General features: G+C 35.3%; 12 protein-coding genes and 1 pseudogene. 5 read left to right on the plus strand and 8 right to left on the minus strand.

Annotated features, from left to right (window positions below):
- Window positions 1–107: 107 nt before the first annotated feature.
- Complete coding sequence (locus tag OA85_RS02460; RefSeq protein WP_039107926.1) at window positions 108–509, plus strand: RidA family protein; 402 nt, start codon at window positions 108–110, stop codon at window positions 507–509.
- 115 nt (window positions 510–624) lie between these two features.
- On the opposite strand, the pseudogene OA85_RS17580 reads toward OA85_RS02460, so the two are convergent.
- The 7 genes and pseudogenes from OA85_RS17580 to OA85_RS02490 all read right to left on the minus strand — a co-directional run.
- A pseudogene (locus OA85_RS17580) lies at window positions 625–873 on the minus strand (chlorite dismutase family protein); the annotation flags it as partial.
- A gap of 12 nt (window positions 874–885) precedes the next feature.
- Entirely contained in the window at window positions 886–1,173 is a 288-nt protein-coding gene (locus OA85_RS17585; RefSeq protein ID WP_231557067.1) for a hypothetical protein, read from the minus strand.
- A 111-nt stretch (window positions 1,174–1,284) separates the two neighbouring features.
- Window positions 1,285–2,091 (minus strand): ABC transporter ATP-binding protein, encoded by an 807-nt coding sequence (locus tag OA85_RS02470; RefSeq protein ID WP_039107927.1) that lies wholly within the window; start codon window positions 2,089–2,091, stop codon window positions 1,285–1,287.
- Between the two features lie 19 nt (window positions 2,092–2,110).
- Window positions 2,111–2,998, minus strand: coding sequence for a nitrate ABC transporter permease (gene ntrB, locus OA85_RS02475; protein ID WP_052257184.1), 888 nt, complete (start codon window positions 2,996–2,998; stop codon window positions 2,111–2,113).
- A 150-nt stretch (window positions 2,999–3,148) separates the two neighbouring features.
- The gene (locus OA85_RS02480) at window positions 3,149–4,378 is read right to left on the minus strand and encodes a CmpA/NrtA family ABC transporter substrate-binding protein (RefSeq protein ID WP_039107928.1); all 1,230 of its coding nucleotides are present in this window, start codon (window positions 4,376–4,378) and stop codon (window positions 3,149–3,151) included.
- Window positions 4,379–4,409: 31 nt separating this feature from the next.
- Window positions 4,410–5,861 carry an alginate export family protein gene (locus OA85_RS02485; protein ID WP_156129399.1) on the minus strand — a complete coding sequence of 484 codons (1,452 nt, stop codon included), beginning with the start codon at window positions 5,859–5,861 and terminating at the stop codon, window positions 4,410–4,412.
- A 343-nt stretch (window positions 5,862–6,204) separates the two neighbouring features.
- Window positions 6,205–6,909 (minus strand): Crp/Fnr family transcriptional regulator, encoded by a 705-nt coding sequence (locus tag OA85_RS02490; RefSeq protein ID WP_039107929.1) that lies wholly within the window; start codon window positions 6,907–6,909, stop codon window positions 6,205–6,207.
- A 178-nt stretch (window positions 6,910–7,087) separates the two neighbouring features.
- On the opposite strand from OA85_RS02490, the gene OA85_RS02495 reads away from it, so the two are divergent.
- The 3 genes from OA85_RS02495 (at window position 7,088) to OA85_RS02505 (ending at window position 12,793) form a co-directional block, all read left to right on the plus strand.
- Complete coding sequence (locus OA85_RS02495; RefSeq protein ID WP_039107931.1) at window positions 7,088–10,600, plus strand: nitrate reductase; 3,513 nt, start codon at window positions 7,088–7,090, stop codon at window positions 10,598–10,600.
- A gap of 68 nt (window positions 10,601–10,668) precedes the next feature.
- Entirely contained in the window at window positions 10,669–12,111 is a 1,443-nt protein-coding gene (locus OA85_RS02500; RefSeq protein WP_039109300.1) for a rubredoxin, read from the plus strand.
- A 133-nt stretch (window positions 12,112–12,244) separates the two neighbouring features.
- On the plus strand, window positions 12,245–12,793 hold the full coding sequence (locus tag OA85_RS02505; protein WP_039107932.1) for an acyl-CoA thioesterase: 549 nt from the start codon (window positions 12,245–12,247) through the stop codon (window positions 12,791–12,793).
- A 319-nt stretch (window positions 12,794–13,112) separates the two neighbouring features.
- Here OA85_RS02505 and OA85_RS16960 read toward each other — a convergent pair whose 3' ends face one another.
- Complete coding sequence (locus OA85_RS16960; RefSeq protein ID WP_052257120.1) at window positions 13,113–13,778, minus strand: hypothetical protein; 666 nt, start codon at window positions 13,776–13,778, stop codon at window positions 13,113–13,115.
- 383 nt (window positions 13,779–14,161) lie between these two features.
- On the opposite strand from OA85_RS16960, the gene katG reads away from it, so the two are divergent.
- On the plus strand, window positions 14,162–16,381 hold the full coding sequence (katG, locus tag OA85_RS02515) for a catalase/peroxidase HPI (RefSeq protein ID WP_039107933.1): 2,220 nt from the start codon (window positions 14,162–14,164) through the stop codon (window positions 16,379–16,381).
- The last annotated feature ends 108 nt before the right edge of the window (window positions 16,382–16,489 follow it).

Raw genomic sequence — 16,489 nt, forward strand, 5'->3', positions numbered from 1 at the left:
TATTTGAGTTTGATAATAAATGCTTGTGACTTATAAGTTGCGTGTATTTGTTAGTTGTGCGACAAGTTGCCTATGAAACCTTTAACATCAGAAACTAATACAACAGAATGAATTCTAAAAAATATATTATAAAAGGAGATGGATTGCCAAATTGGACAAATCCAATAAGTCACGGAGTCGTTGCAAATAATATGTGTTTTGTTAGCGGACAACTATCGGTAAACGCAGAAGGACAGTATGTCTGCGGAACTGCATTAAAAGAAGCAGAAACTGCATTTGCAAATTTTTTTGCTGTACTACAAAATGCTGGATTTGAGAAAGAAGACACTGTATTTATTGATATTGCGTTTAGTGATTTAGAAAATTTAACTGAAATAAATCAATTGTTCATTAGTTTGTTTCCAGAGAATAGGCGTCCGGCAAGAACTGTTTATGAAGTTCAAAAATTACCATTTGGAGGGAAAATAAAGATTGCAGGAACTGCAGTCAAAGATGTAAAAACAAAATAATGAAAGGTTATGGATGAACAATTATTTTCCCAGCCTCCACAAAGTCTTGGCCTTTGCGGAGCGATAGAGCGATTACATTCGCAAATAATTTATCTCTTAACACAATGATTATCGGTTACATTCTGACCAATCGAATATCAATTTCCCTGTCTACATAATTCCATTCTTCTGTTTTACGAAGTGCTTCTAAAAGCTCTTCAAAAGCAACGGCATCAGCTGGAGCATATTCGAACCAAGTCAAAAAATCAAAAGGCTCATCAATATCTCTAGAATGAAATAACTTCCTGGCAATTGCAGGCAAATATTTCATTCCCGTTTGGGTATGCTGGGATTTATTTTCCATTATTTTTCTACGTTCATCTTGCGCGAGATTCCACTATTCTTCTGATTTTCGGATGGGAATAAATGCGGCTAAAGTAGCTTCGGATCGACCTAAATCTTCTTGAATAGCAACTAATTTATCTTTATCCTCTTTCTCCGTATACCGAAGGTTACTCACAATTCCTTTTAGAGTCCAAATTCCTCCTTTAGACTGGGTCAAAGAACTTGAAATTCTTTTTATGTGAGAAACGGACTCGATTGGTTCTCCTTTCAAAGCGATCATTGAAGTTACTTTCCACTCCCCGGTATTATCACCTATAAAATCGAAAATTGTAGTATTCATATTGATTTATTTTTACAATTAATATTTAGGGTTGATACAAAAAATCCCTGAAATGGCTCAATATCTCAGGGATTCTTAACTTAACTAAACAAATTAAACTAAACCAAAAAATTAACTTTTATACACCATCCCCATATCTTCAATAGAGAATTTATCGGTTAATAGGTGTAATAGTTTATCTCTTAACTCTATATATTCGGGCATTTTTACGATTTCGATTTTATTTCTTGGTCTTGGCAAATGAACCTCAACAATTTCTCTGATGGTTGAAGCCGGGCCGTTATTCAATACCACAATTCTATCCGATAAAAACAATGCTTCTTCGATATCATGCGTAATCATTACGATCGTTTTGTCTCTGTTATTCAAGTTCCATAATTTCAAAACTTCTAATTGCATGGTTCCCTTGGTAAGTGCATCCAAAGCCCCAAAAGGCTCATCCAATAATAAAACGCCAGGGTTTATAGAAAATGCTCTTGCGATTGCTACCCTTTGTTTCATTCCACCGGATAATTGCCCCGGTAATTTATCTTTGTGCTCGTATAAATTAACCATTTTAAGGTTTTTCTCTACGATTTCATGTTTTTCTTTTTTGGAACAATTCATTACAGAATCAACTGCTTGAAAAATGTTTTGGTCCACAGTTAACCAAGGTAACAAGGAATAATTTTGAAAAACAATTCCACGATCTGGTCCCGGTCCTTTTATTTTTTGATTGTCTAATTCAACCGTTCCGCCTGTTGGCGTAATCATTCCTGCAATAGCATTCATAATTGTTGATTTCCCACATCCTGAATGCCCAATGATGGATACAATTTCTCCTTTTTTGATAGAAAGATTAATATCTCTTACTGCAATATATTTTCCTTTTGGAGTTGGAAACGAAATTTCCAAATCTTTGATTTCTAAATAGCTCATAATAGTTATTTTTATTTGGTTAAGCTTTGTAAGCCACTTTGTTTTCGATATAAGTAAATAATTTGTCAAAAAGTAATCCTACAACACCTATGATAATGATGGCTGATATCACTTTTTCTAAGCTCAATGCATTCCAGCTGTCCCAAACAAAGAACCCAATTCCTGCACCACCAGATAACATTTCACCGGCTACAATTACTAACCAAGCTACACTGATACTCAAACGCAATCCTGTAATGATATGAGGCAAACTGTACGGAATTAGAATTTTGGTCAGGTAACGCATTTTAGAAAAACCAAAAGCTTTAGCTACGTTTTTATGATCTTGTGGAATCGACGCCACACCAAAAGAGGTATTGATAAGTGTAGACCACAATGAGGTAATAAAAACAATAAATATAGTTGCCATACCGGTATCTTTAAACACAACCAAACCAATAGGGAACCACGCTAACGGAGAAACTGGTTTTAAAAGCTGAACAATTGGATAGAAAATTTGTTTGCATATTGAACTTGCTCCCATCAATATCCCAATTGGAATAGCGACTAATGAACCCAATAAAAATCCCATCAATACTGTTTTTATTGAACTGAATAATTGCAATCCAATTCCTTTATCATTTGGTCCGTAATCATAAAAAGGATCGCGAATCATTTCGTATAAAACAGTTAATGTAGCTTTTGGATCAGGAAGAGCACCTTTAGTATAATAACTTAATAAGCTCCAAAATCCTCCAAAAACAAACAAACCTACTCCTGCCAAAAGCAATGATTTCATTTTTAGCAGCATCATTTGGCCAAACAATTTTATTTTTAAATTTTTGGCTATTTCCCCATTTGAGTTTTCAATTGAAATACTTTTTACTTGCTCAATGGCATCCATTGTTAATGTATCTTTATCAGACATATTCATTACTTTTTAATTTAATTCTATCTTTTTTTTTCTAATCTTGAAGTGGGGGCAAAAAACCAAACTTTTTCTACCGAATCAAACTATATCCCTCCCACTTGAAGAGGGATAAAATCGATTCTTTTTAAGCTTATTAATTTTGAAAATCTATCTTTTGACAACTTTTAAGTACCCTGCTGGGTTTGATGGGTCAAAAACAGTTTTATCCATAGTAAGAGAAAAAGGTTTCATATCATCATTTGGAATTTTCACTTTCATGCTCTTTGCTACTTCTTCATATAAATCTTGCAAGACCAATTTATCAGCAATTGCTTTATAATTAGGAGCTTCTTTCAAATATCCAAATCGTACGAATTGTGCCATCGCCCAAATTGCGTAGGATTTACGAGGATAATTTACCATTCCGCCTTTGTAAAACAACATGTAGTTATTAGAATATACTTCAGTTCCTTGGTTGCAACCTAAATTATAATCTCCCATCAATCTTGATTCGATAACATCAGCCGGAGCATTTACATAAGGTGCTCTACCAATAATCGCTGCTGCTTTTTTACGATTGGCTGGGTTGTCCAACCAGATACAAGCTTCCATAATGGCTTTCATTACTTTTTTAAGGTCTTCCCTACGTTTTGAACTAAATTCCTTATTGACAACCAATGCTTTTTCCGGATGATCTTTCCAAATATCTTGTGAAGCAATTTGAGTAAAACCAATTCCTTGTTTTACAGCAACTCCACCCCAAGGCTCCCCTACACAATATCCATCCATGTTACCTACTTTCATGTTAGCAACCATTTGCGGAGGAGGAATTGTAATGATTTTTACCGCTTTTTGATTCAAACCTGCAATAGACATCCAGTTACGCAACCATAAATCATGCGTTCCACCAGGGAAAGTCATAGCAAAGGTCACTTCTTTCTCCGCTTTTAATTTTGCAGCTACCACTGGTGCCACTTTATTCATTTGCTTAAAACCTACTTTTCCACAAAAATCATTAGAAAGTGTTATGGCTTGACCGTTTACGCTTAGCATCATCGCAATCATCATTTCAGATCCTGCTTTTCCTCCTACTCCAGTGTACACTGAAAAAGGCATGGTATATAAACAATGTGCTCCGTCTAATTCGCCTGTTAGAATTTTGTCACGAACATTCGCCCATGAAGATTCTTTGGTTACTACAACCTCAACACCATATTTCTTGAACAGCCCTAGTTCTTTTGCCATAACAATTGGAGAACAATCCGTTAAGGGAATAAACCCTAATCGTACTGGATCATTTTGAGCACTTATTGTTGTAAAGGCCGAACTCAATACTACTAACAAGGTCAACATAACTCTTTTGAAAACCCTTGTTATTTGTTTATTTGAATTTTTCATTTTATTTGTTTTAAAAATTGAATACTATAATTTATTTTTTAGCTAAAAAGTTAGGTTTAATATTTAGCATCACATAAGCAAATTGTGGGCTAAGATCAGGGTTTGTAACATTTTTAACTGCTGCAGAAGCCATTGAATTGGTTGCTTTCATGAAAGAATATCCAGCTTCGATGTTGATCATTTTAGTTAAATTATATTTTACTAGCATATCTACCTCAGTACCTAAATAAGAACTTAATTTCCCTCCTGCTCCATTAGATAATGTATTCGCAGCTTCAAATCCATGAACATCTAATAGTAAAGTAAGATTGTCTCTCATATTGTATTTTGCTTTGAAGAAGTAGTTTAACAATCCTTGTTTTCCAAAACCATTCGCAGCGTAGAAATAATCCATACTTCCCCAGAATTTGTGAGGTGTACCGTAAAGTGGGTCAAAACGATTGTTGTCAGTTGTCGCAGTAACAGCTTTTGTACCGTCATCACCAGATAAATAATCAATACCAGGTCCTACAAATAATTTTCTTCCTACTTGTAATGTTGATGTTATCGAAGCTAGATTAGCACTAATAGATCTTCCGTCTTTGTCATGTCCTCCTTGGTGATATGCACTTCCAGTTAGATTAAATTTTCTGGTAACATTAGTATTAAAGTAAAAACCAGCAGTATTACGACTCCATACTCCTTCTCCATATACTTTAGTCGTTACTGCAGGTGTTCCAGAAGTTACATTAGTATATTTATTAAAGTCATCTTTAAAGAATAAAAACGAAATATCACCAAAGGAAAGTTTCTTTCCTAAATACGCATATTGAAATGATTTGTACATGGTTCCAATCCCATTAGTACCAGCGCCATAAGCAGCATTTGTTCCGTTATAAACTGTTCCTGTATTAAGCTCTTTATTTTGGTTAAAAGCAGCTCCAACATCAGCAATCCAACCTTTATTTGCAAATTTGAATACAATCGCATCGTGTCTTCTACCTTGTTGTAACCAATCTAAACCTCCCAATACTTTTTGGTCATCATAAGAAATTTCTTGACGTCCTATTTTTAAGGATAAATTTTGAATTTTACTTATCGTGTCATTTAACATAATCTCTCCCCAAGCTTCATTTAACATGACGCCATTATTTGCTTCAGTAGTTGTTCTGTTTATAGAAGAAGCATCTTGACCCCAAACGCGCACGTCTTGTAAAGACATAAATACTTTAAATCTATATCCTGTGAATCCTAAATTTAATCGTGCTCTTTGAGAATTGAACAATGCTGCTTTTTCCCCATCTTTTTGCAAAGTTCCTTGTCCCGCTCTAATTTCAGTTCTTTCTCTAATTTGACCTGTTGCGGTTAATTGAGCTTTCGCTTCATTGTGGCTTAAAAAGGTTAAGGCGATGCCTAAGAAAATAGATTTTGAAAGATTTGCACTTGAAATGCTCCCTTTTTTTAAACCTTGAATATTTAGTAATGTGGTTTTAATCTTTTGCATAATCGTATGTTTTAATTAGTATGAAGCAAATTTACGTAAGTACTAATACTTACGTACAATATAAAAAACAGATACAAATAGCTTTTTAACACGATAAAACAAGGAAGTAAAACAGTTTATTTTATGCGAAAAAGCAGTAAATAACGCGCAACGCAACTATAGCTTGACTTGAGAAGAATTAAATACGTAGAAAAAAATACGCACTTATAAAATTTGATTGGGTAGTAGTTTGATAATTGACTTTAAAAGGTGGTGAAATCAATTATCGTGTGAAAAATGAAATACTTAAAAAAGAATAGGAAGGGTAGAAAACATAATAAGCATAAAAAACAGCAATCTAAATCTAAAGGTATTTGTGTTCCTGTATTTCGGACTTTAATTTATCGGTATTAGTTAATCCAATTTTCTTACCGACGGCTTTAATAAGCAACTCTTTTTTTAAGCTCGAAATCACCCGTATCACTTGCTCTTCGGTGGTTCCTGCAAAATCGGCAATTTCTTTTCTGGACAAATCAAGTCCTATTACACCATTTGACTGACCAAATTTTCTATGAATATATAATAAGGTATCAATTACTCTTTCACGCACATTCATATGTGCAATTTTGCGAATATTATTCTCGCTTTTATTCAGTTCTTCAGCATAAAACAGCATTAAATCAAAGGTAAACTCAGGAACATTATGAAGTATTTCCAGCATATCTTCATTGCTGAAATTACATAACACTGTGTTTTCTAAAGCATAAGCCCCAATAAGATAGCGCTTACTGGTACCAAAACCTCTAAACCCAATTGTATCGCCATCCTTTGTTAATCGTACAATTTGTTCTCTTCCGTTGATACCTGTTTTTACAGTCTTTACCTTTCCTTTGTAAATAAAGTACAAACCTTGAATTGGCGCACCTTCAATGATGAATTGTTGTGATTTTTTACAAGTAAAACTACGCTTTCTATCGATGTAACTTTTCATTTGTTCTAAATGAAGGTGCTTTTTAATGAAACAATTTTCATTTATGCAGCTACTACAAGTGGTTAATTCTTCTTTCATGGCTAAAATTTAAAATTGTTCCCAAAATGATTTAGTACTAAATATTTATTTTACCCAAAAATATAAAATAAAATCCAAATAATACGTATTAATACGTAAAAATACTTATTTTTACACTTTCGTAAGATAGAAACAGATCAATATACTAAGCTTTCATTATTAATAAAGAAATTCAATAATGCAAAATTCAGAAATCAAAACTACGTGTTCCTATTGTGGAGTAGGATGCGGAATTATAGTAACCAATGATTCTAAAAATGGAGTCACCGTTACAGGCGATAAAGACCATCCAGTGAATAGAGGTATGCTTTGTTCTAAAGGGATGAACCTTCATTATGTAGTCAACGATACTTCAGACAGGATTCTTTATCCAGAAATGAGATGGAGTAAGTCCCACCCTATGGAAAGAGTGAGCTGGGATACTGCTTTGGATCGTGCAGCAGCAGTCTTTTCTTCTATCATAAAAAAACATGGTCCTGACAGTGTTGGGTTTTATATTTCTGGACAATGCCTTACTGAAGAATATTACTTGGTAAACAAACTGGTAAAAGGATTCCTGAAAACCAATAATATCGATACCAACTCCCGTTTGTGCATGAGTTCAGCGGTGGCTGGTTACAAAAAAACATTTGGTGAAGATTCTGTACCAATCGCTTACGACGATATTGAACTGGCAGATACTTTTTTGATAACAGGAGCTAATCCTGCTTGGTGTCACCCTATTCTTTTTAGAAGAATCGAACAACACAAGGAAAAAAATCCAAAAACAAAAATCATTGTAGTTGATCCTCGAAAAACAGATTCGGCTTTAGCTGCCGATTTGCACTTACAAATCATTCCAGGTACTGACATTATTTTATATCATGCTTTGGCCAAAAGGTTAATCGAAAAAGGATATGCCGACAATGATTTCATTAAAAATCATACTGAAAATTTCAAATTATATAAAGACCTTGTTATTTCCAGTTCCTTAGAAAAAGCTTCTAAACTTTGTGGCGTTCCTTTGAATGACATCAAATTAGCAGCTGAAATCATTGGTAAAGCCAAAGGATTTCTTTCGTTATGGGCAATGGGACTCAATCAAAGTGCTATTGGCGTAGATAAAAATACCGCTTTACTGAACCTTTCTTTATTAACTGGACAAATAGGAAAACCAGGCTCCGGGCCTTTTTCATTGACTGGACAACCAAATGCTATGGGTGGTCGTGAAGTAGGCGGAATGGCTAATTTACTTGCTGTACATAAAGAATTAAACAATCCGGTACATCGTAAAGAAGTAGCTGATTTCTGGGGAGTTGATGGTATATCCGAAAAACCGGGATTGACGGCGACAGAGATGTTTGATGCTTTAGAATCTGGAAAAATGAAAGCGATTTGGGTTATTTGTACCAATCCAATGGTAAGTTTACCCGATTCTCGCAGAGTGGAAAAAGCGCTGGCAAATGCCAAATTTGTTGTGGTTCAGGATATTTCTCATAATGCCGATACCTCAAAATTTGCCGATTTATTATTGCCGGCAGCAGGTTGGTTAGAGAAAGAAGGAACCATGACCAATTCTGAAAGACGAATTTCTTATTTGCCGAAAGGCATCAATGCACCGGGAGAAGCGCTCCCGGATGTTGAAATTCTGACTCGTTTTGCTAAAAAAATGAATTTTACCGGGTTCAATTTCAATAGTACCGAAGATATTTATAAGGAACATTGTCTAATGACAAAAAACACCAACATAGATATTTCCTTTCTAAATTATAATCGTCTAAAAAACGAAGGCACTTTTCAATGGCCTGTTCCTGATTATGGACATCCCGGAACACCTCGTTTATTTACCGATAAAAAATTCTATACGCCTTCGCAAAAAGCGATTTTTAATATCCCAACGGCTATTGAAAATACTTCGGAACAACCTAATGATACGTTTCCATATATTCTTACCACGGGTCGTATAAGAGACCAATGGCATACGATGACTAAAACTGGTAAAGTGTCTCGATTGATGACGCATATCCCAAGTCCTGTGCTTGAAATAAATCCTATTGATGCCTACAAAGCGTCCATAAATAACGGAGATATTGTTGTGGTAACCAGTAAAAACGGGACCGTTCGTGTAAAAGCAAAAGTGGCTGATACTATTAGAGAAGGGGTTGTTTTCTTGCCAATGCACTGGGGAAAACAATTGGAAAATGATTTGAACAGAACTAATAATTTAACAAACACACTTGTAGATCCTGTATCAAAAGAGCCCGATTTTAAGTTTACCACTGTTTCTGTTGCCAAATATGTAAAACCTTTCGAAAAAATCGCGGTTGTAGGTGCTGGAGCAGCAGCTTTCCGATTCATTCAAAACTACAGGGAAATCAATACTTCTGATGAAATTATTGTTTTTTCAAATGAAGAAAATCCATTTTACAACAGGGTTTTATTACCGGAATACGTAACTGCGGAGCTTTCTTGGGAACAGCTTTTGAAAATAAAAGACGAAGCTTTAAGTAAGCTAAATATCACTATGAAATCAGGTGTTTCAATTGATAATATCAACACCAAAGAAAATATAATTCTCGATAGTGATGGCATCACCCATACTTTTGATTCTTTAATATTAGCAACCGGAAGCCGACCTTTTATTCCTGAAAATGCTCAATTGCATTTGCCGGGACGATTCACCATCAGAAAAAAAGAAGATGCGGACCGATTAAAAAACTATCTGGATGATACTAATTTAGTTCCCGAAGAGCAACATGTAGTTATCGTAGGTGGTGGATTATTAGGATTAGAATTGGCTGCAGCCTTAAAACATAAAAAAGTAAAAATCACGATAATTCAAAGGGCTTCCCGATTAATGGAACGTCAATTGGACCGAATTTCGAGTAAATTACTTGCCGAAGAAGTACAGCTTCGTGATATTCAAATTTATTTTGATAATGAAGTCAGTACCGTATTCGAAACAGACAATCCAAACGAAATAGAAATTGCCCTAAAAAGTGGTCGAATTATAACTGCCAATGCCATCGTTTATACCATTGGTACTATTCCAAATATAGAATTAGCCAAAGAATCAGGAATATCCTGTGGACGTGGTGTAAAAGTAAATCAGTATTTACAATCGTCGAATCCAAATGTATTTGCCATTGGTGAAATCGCTGAATTCAACAACCAGTTATTCGGAATTACTTCGGCAGCTGAAGAACAAGCTGATGTATTGGCTAATTTTATGGCCGGCGATATCAGCAGTTTTTATAAAGGTTCCGTTTTAATGAATATCTTGAAACTGGAAGACATTAATTTATGCAGTATTGGTGAAATCGAAATCCCGGACAATGATGATTCTTACGAAGAAATTGTGTTTGCTGATTTAGGAAAAAGATACTATAAAAAATGTATCGTCAAAAATGACTTGTTAGTAGGTGCTATTTTGATGGGGGATAAAAATGAGTTTGCCGAATTCAAAACCATGATTGAAAGCAAAATCGAATTATCTGATAAAAGAAATACGTTGCTTAGAGGAAGTTCGAATACTAAACCGGTAATAGGTAAATTGGTGTGTTCTTGCAGTCAAGTAGGAAGCGGAAATATTGAAGAAGCCATAAAAAGTGGTGTGACCAATTTCACCGAGTTATGCAAAACCACAGGTGCTGGATTAGGTTGTGGAAGTTGTAAAACTGAAGTTAAAGAAATCTTATCAAAATGTAAATAATAGTTGGCAGCATTCCGCAATCAGTTAACAACTGAATGCGAAACACTGTAAACTTAAAACTAAAAAATATGGAATTGACAAGACTAATAGTAAAAGGAGGCGTTATTTCACCAGGTGAATTACGAGGAATTGTAAATATGGCTTTAGAACAAGGATTGGATGCAATCTCCTTTGGTTCTCGACAAGACATTATATTTCCTAAAGGTTTTACCGCTATTGATAAGACCAAAATAGGTAAAAATCATTTTGTTTATCCCAATGAAAAAAGTGGAAATAACATTGTTTCTTCCTATGTTTCTACTGATATTTTCAGAAATACCCCTTGGCTTACGGGAAATAAATTTTTATATATTTTAGAGCAATTTAAAGAACAACCCGAGCTAAAAGTAAATATAACCGATCCAAAGCAGCAATTAGTTCCTTTATTTACAGGACACATCAACTTTATAGCTTCGGATCATGAAGATTATTGGTTTCTATATATTCGTTTGCCTAATTGGGATAAAATGGAAATGTATCCCGTACTGATTTACAGTTGGAATATAGCCGAAATATATTATGCCATTGAAAAAATACTCGAAGAAGAACCTAATTCTGTCGATATGATTTTTCAATTGGTCAGCGATGCTTTGGACACTAACAACAGAACTATTGATAAACCTTTAAACATTCCTTTCTATCCATTTCCTTACTATGAAGGAATGAATCGATTGGGAATTGATCAATATTGGTTGGGATTGTATTGGAGAAATAATCTATACGATTTAGAGTTTTTGAAAGAAATGTGCGATTTATGTTTTGATTGCAAAATTGGTAAAATATGCATCACGCCATGGAAGTCCTTTATCATAAAAGGAATTCCAAAGGAACGAAAATTAGACTGGGAAAAATTCCTGGGCAAAAAAGGAATTAATGTTCGTCACTCGCTACTGGAATTGAACTGGCACTTACCCGTTGCAATGGAATGGGCTTTAAATCTTAAAACTTTTCTGGTTCGAACACTGGATCAGTTTGACATTAGTACTTATGGACTTACCTTTGGTTTGTCAGAATACAATCGTGAAGGACACTATTTCACTTCGATTGTAGTCGAAAAAAATGAATTACCAAAAGACTTAGAATCCATCAAAATTAGAGATACGTATAATGTTTTGTACGCCAAAAATTTTGATCCAAATACCAAAGAATATATTGTTCATGCGCAAGATGTAGACAAACTGGAGCTACCAACCATTTTGATTGAATTGAGTAGAAAATATTTTGAAGATTTAGGAAATTTAGTAGTTGAAGTAAGTAAAACAGCCGCCAAAAAAGAGAAAGCAGCACAAGATATTCATCAATGTCCAGAATGTTTGACTTTATACAATTCAGAATACGGTGATGTTATTCAAGGAATTGAAAAAGGGGTTTTATTTAAAGATTTACCCGAGGACTATTGTTGTTCTTTGTGTGAATCCCCTAAAATAAATTTTATAGTATTGACAGGAGAGAAACTGGACACTTTATCATAATCTCAAGAAAAAGTTAACCACGAATTACACCAATTAGGACTAATTATTTTAAAATTATAAGGACTTAATTTGTGTAATTTGTGGCTAAAAAACAACTCAAAAACTCTTATTAGTACCAAAAAACAATTACACTATGAATACTACTTTCAAAACGGTAAGTTCCTCTCACATAACAATTTCTGAATTAATGCTACCTTCACACACTAATTTTAGTGGCAAAATACATGGAGGCTATATTTTATCATTACTCGATCAAATTGCTTTTGCCTGTGCTTCAAAGTTTTCCGGTAATTATTGCGTAACGGCTTCTGTAGATACGGTAAATTTCTTAAAACCTATTGAAGTTGGCGAATTGGTAACAATGAAAGCCAGCGTCAATTATGTGGGAACCAGTTCTATGATTATTGGTATTCGTGTGGAATCAGAAAATATTCAGACAGGAACCGTTAATCATTGTAATTCCTCTTATTTCACGATGGTTTCTAAAGACAAAGAAGGCAAAAATGCAGCTGTTCCCGGATTAATCCTTACGAATCTAAAAGAAGTAAGTCGGTTCCAAAACTGTGTAAAACAAATTGCTTTGAAAAAAGAAAGAGAATATCAAAAGAGCATTTCTACTTTTGGATCTATAGAAAATATTTTAAGTTTAAATCAGTATAATGTTAAGGTGGAGTTGCAGTAATGATTAATGGTTTTCTAAAATAAAACAGCAACATCTTACCTATTTTTACCTATTAGGCAATTTAGTAGAGCCGCGTTGCAAACGCTTTATTTAATTTCTATAAGTAAGTAGGTTCTCGTTGTAAATGAGCGCCCAATGTCATTAAGTTAAGAAAAATCCAGAGGATTTTAATGTTTATAGAAAAGAATGTATTATTGAAATTCCTACGACCCCGCTGGGGTCGAATACCTACCTCATCATTTTTTCTATAAATATTTGACCTTTCCAAGGTCATTTAAATCCTTAACTTAATGACATTGAACGAGCACCAGTGGAGGTTTTATTGTAATTTTTGTTTTAATTTTATTTCCATTTTTTCAAGTGTCGCATTACTAATTGCATCAGAAAAATGTCGATGAATATAAATGTTTTCAAATTGATTTAAGTCACTTATGTTCATTTCACTTTTATCTAATTCGGCAAATTTTATAAATAATCCAGTTTTTCTATACAAGAATTTAAAATCTTCTATCAATCCCCAAGCGATGAATATTGTTTTGTCAAAGTCGTTTAATAAATTATCTAATTTGATTAAGTGATTTCTATTTTCTTCTGAAATTAAATACTCTAAGAAAATTTTATTATTTGTTTTCGCCATTCCTGTAGTTGGAAATCCAATTAGTTCAACGAATGATATTTTGCTTGATGCTTCGCTGTCAACTTTTAGTTTAGAAAATATTTTATGATATCGTTTTCCGTCACCTTTATAGTTTGGTAGCAAAAAAGGGTGATGAATATTATGCGTTTTCCAAAAAGTTACTCCATCAGTTAAATATTCAGAAACGAAATTGAACATTTCTTTACTTTCTACATCAACTGCCCAATTTGGATCTCTGCCAACAAATAGAATTTTTGCCTCAACTGGATTTGCTCCTTGATAATTTCTTTCTGAATAAAGGTCATTTAGTAATTTTGACGGATGCTTTTCGAATATAGATTTTTCCACTTTTTAAGATTTTTATTGCATTAAAGGTCTTGATTTTTCTTCGGTTTTGAAAAAATTACCACTAACATATACACTCTACAATATAGCGCATATCTACCCTAATTAGATAGCCTTGAGCCATAAAAACATCTTTTTTACCTCGCTAATTTATGCTATTATTTCTTACAACAAGCTAATTACCCTATTCTTTCCATCAAAACCATAAGAGACCAACTTTGATATCCAGATACTCTGATTTTCTTTTAATTCAGCAATTTCCACGATTTAATTGCATAACGGATAATAGCTACCATTATAGTTTTTATCTATTAATAAAATATTTTTGATAAATAAAAATAGCTAAATTAGCATTAAAGTTTATAAAACAAAAATTCAATCATATTATGGAAAACAACAACAATGGGAACTCATCGGAAAGCAAGTGTCCGTTTTCAGGAGGAGCTTCAAAACAAACTGCCGGTTCTGGAACGAGAAACAATGACTGGTGGCCAAATCAATTAAAATTAAGCATCCTTCGCCAACACTCATCGCTAACCAATCCTATGGGAGAGGAATTCAACTATGCTGAGGAATTCAAGAGTCTCGATCTTGATGCGGTAAAAAAAGACCTCTTTGATTTAATGACTACTTCTCAAGAATGGTGGCCAGCAGATTTTGGTCACTACGGACCGTTCTTCATTCGTATGGCATGGCATAGTGCAGGTACGTATCGTATAGCTGATGGTCGTGGTGGTGCGGGTTTTGGTACACAACGATTTGCACCGCTGAACAGTTGGCCTGACAATGCAAACCTCGATAAGGCTCGTTTACTATTGTGGCCAATCAAACAGAAATATGGTAAGAAAATTTCATGGGCTGACTTAATGATTCTTACAGGGAACTGTGCCTTAGAGTCGATGGGCTTCAAAACTTTTGGTTTCGCCGGTGGACGTGCCGATGTTTGGGAGCCTGCCGAAGATATCTATTGGGGTTCAGAAGGAAAGTGGTTGGATGACAAGCGCTATACGGGTGACCGCGAATTAGAAAATCCTCTCGCTGCCGTTCAAATGGGTCTTATCTACGTGAATCCTGAGGGACCAAACGGAAACCCAGATCCTCTTGCATCTGCACGTGACATTCGGGAGACTTTTGCCCGTATGGCTATGAATGACGAAGAAACTGTTGCGCTTATTGCCGGTGGACATACGTTCGGGAAAACCCATGGTGCTGCCGATCCAAACCAATACGTAGGTCCAGAACCTGCAGGTGCGAGCATTGAGGAGCAAGGACTTGGCTGGAAAAATACATTTGGCAGCGGAAATGGAGAAGACACGATTACCAGCGGACTTGAAGGTGCTTGGACTACTACACCTACAAAGTGGAGTAACAATTACTTCGAAAATCTATTTGGATTCGAATGGGAGCTATCAAAAAGTCCTGCTGGTGCGCATCAATGGAAACCGAAAGCTGGCGCAGGTGCCGGTACCGTTCCGGATGCACATAATCCGTCAAAGAGTCATGCGCCAACGATGCTTACGGCTGATCTTGCCTTGAGAGCAGATCCTATCTACGAACCTATTTCAAGATATTTCCACGAGAATCCTGATAAATTTGCCGATGCATTTGCTCGTGCTTGGTTCAAATTGACACACCGCGATATGGGTCCGATAGCACGCTATCTTGGTCCAGAAGTTCCTACGGAAGAATTAATTTGGCAAGATCCTGTTCCTGCCGTTACGCATCAACTAATTGATGATACTGACATTACTACACTAAAATCTAAAATACTTGATTCAGGATTATCTGTATCCCAACTGGTAACTACCGCTTGGGCTTCAGCATCAACATTCCGTGGTTCTGATAAACGTGGTGGTGCAAACGGTGCTCGCATAAGATTGACACCTCAAAAGGATTGGAAAGTGAACAATCCTGGTCAACTGGCAAAAGTGCTAGATACGCTTGGTGAGATTCAAACAGCATTCAACAGCGCTCAGTCTGGCAGTAAACTAGTTTCAATTGCTGACTTGATCGTTTTAGGTGGTAGTGCTGCTATTGAGAAAGCTGCTACAACTGCAGGTCAAGATATAAAAGTTCCTTTTACACCGGGAAGAGCCGATGCGTCGCAAGAACAAACGGACGTGGAATCATTTGCAGTGCTAGAACCTGAAGCAGACGGTTTCCGCAATTACGCTAAGACTAAATATACGGTATCATCAGAGGAAATGCTAGTGGATAAGGCGCAATTGCTGACCTTGACAACTCCAGAGATGACCGTTCTTGTTGGTGGTTTGCGTGTTCTTAATGCCAATTTTGACCAATCACAAAACGGTGTTTTTACGAAACGTCCAGAAGTACTTACCAACGATTTCTTTGTAAACCTACTCGATTTGGGTACGACTTGGAAAGCAGCTTCGGAAACTGATGATTTGTTTATAGGTACTGATCGTAAGACAGGTGGATTGAAGTGGATTGGAACTCGTGTTGATCTTATTTTTGGTTCAAACTCAGAGTTGAGAGCTATCGCTGAAGTTTATGGTTGTGCCGATTCTCAAGATAAATTCGTAAAAGACTTTGTGGCAGCTTGGAGTAAGGTGATGAATTTGGACCGTTTCGACTTGGTTTAATTATAAACCTTGTATTACATAATATCAAAGGTGGTCTGTAACGGACCACCTTTTTTTATTTTCTTTTGATTTGTTTCTATTTTACCAAAGCCGATTTGACATCACTGC

Source organism: Flavobacterium sp. AED (assembly GCF_000812945.1).
In the GTDB taxonomy this organism is placed as follows: domain Bacteria; phylum Bacteroidota; class Bacteroidia; order Flavobacteriales; family Flavobacteriaceae; genus Flavobacterium.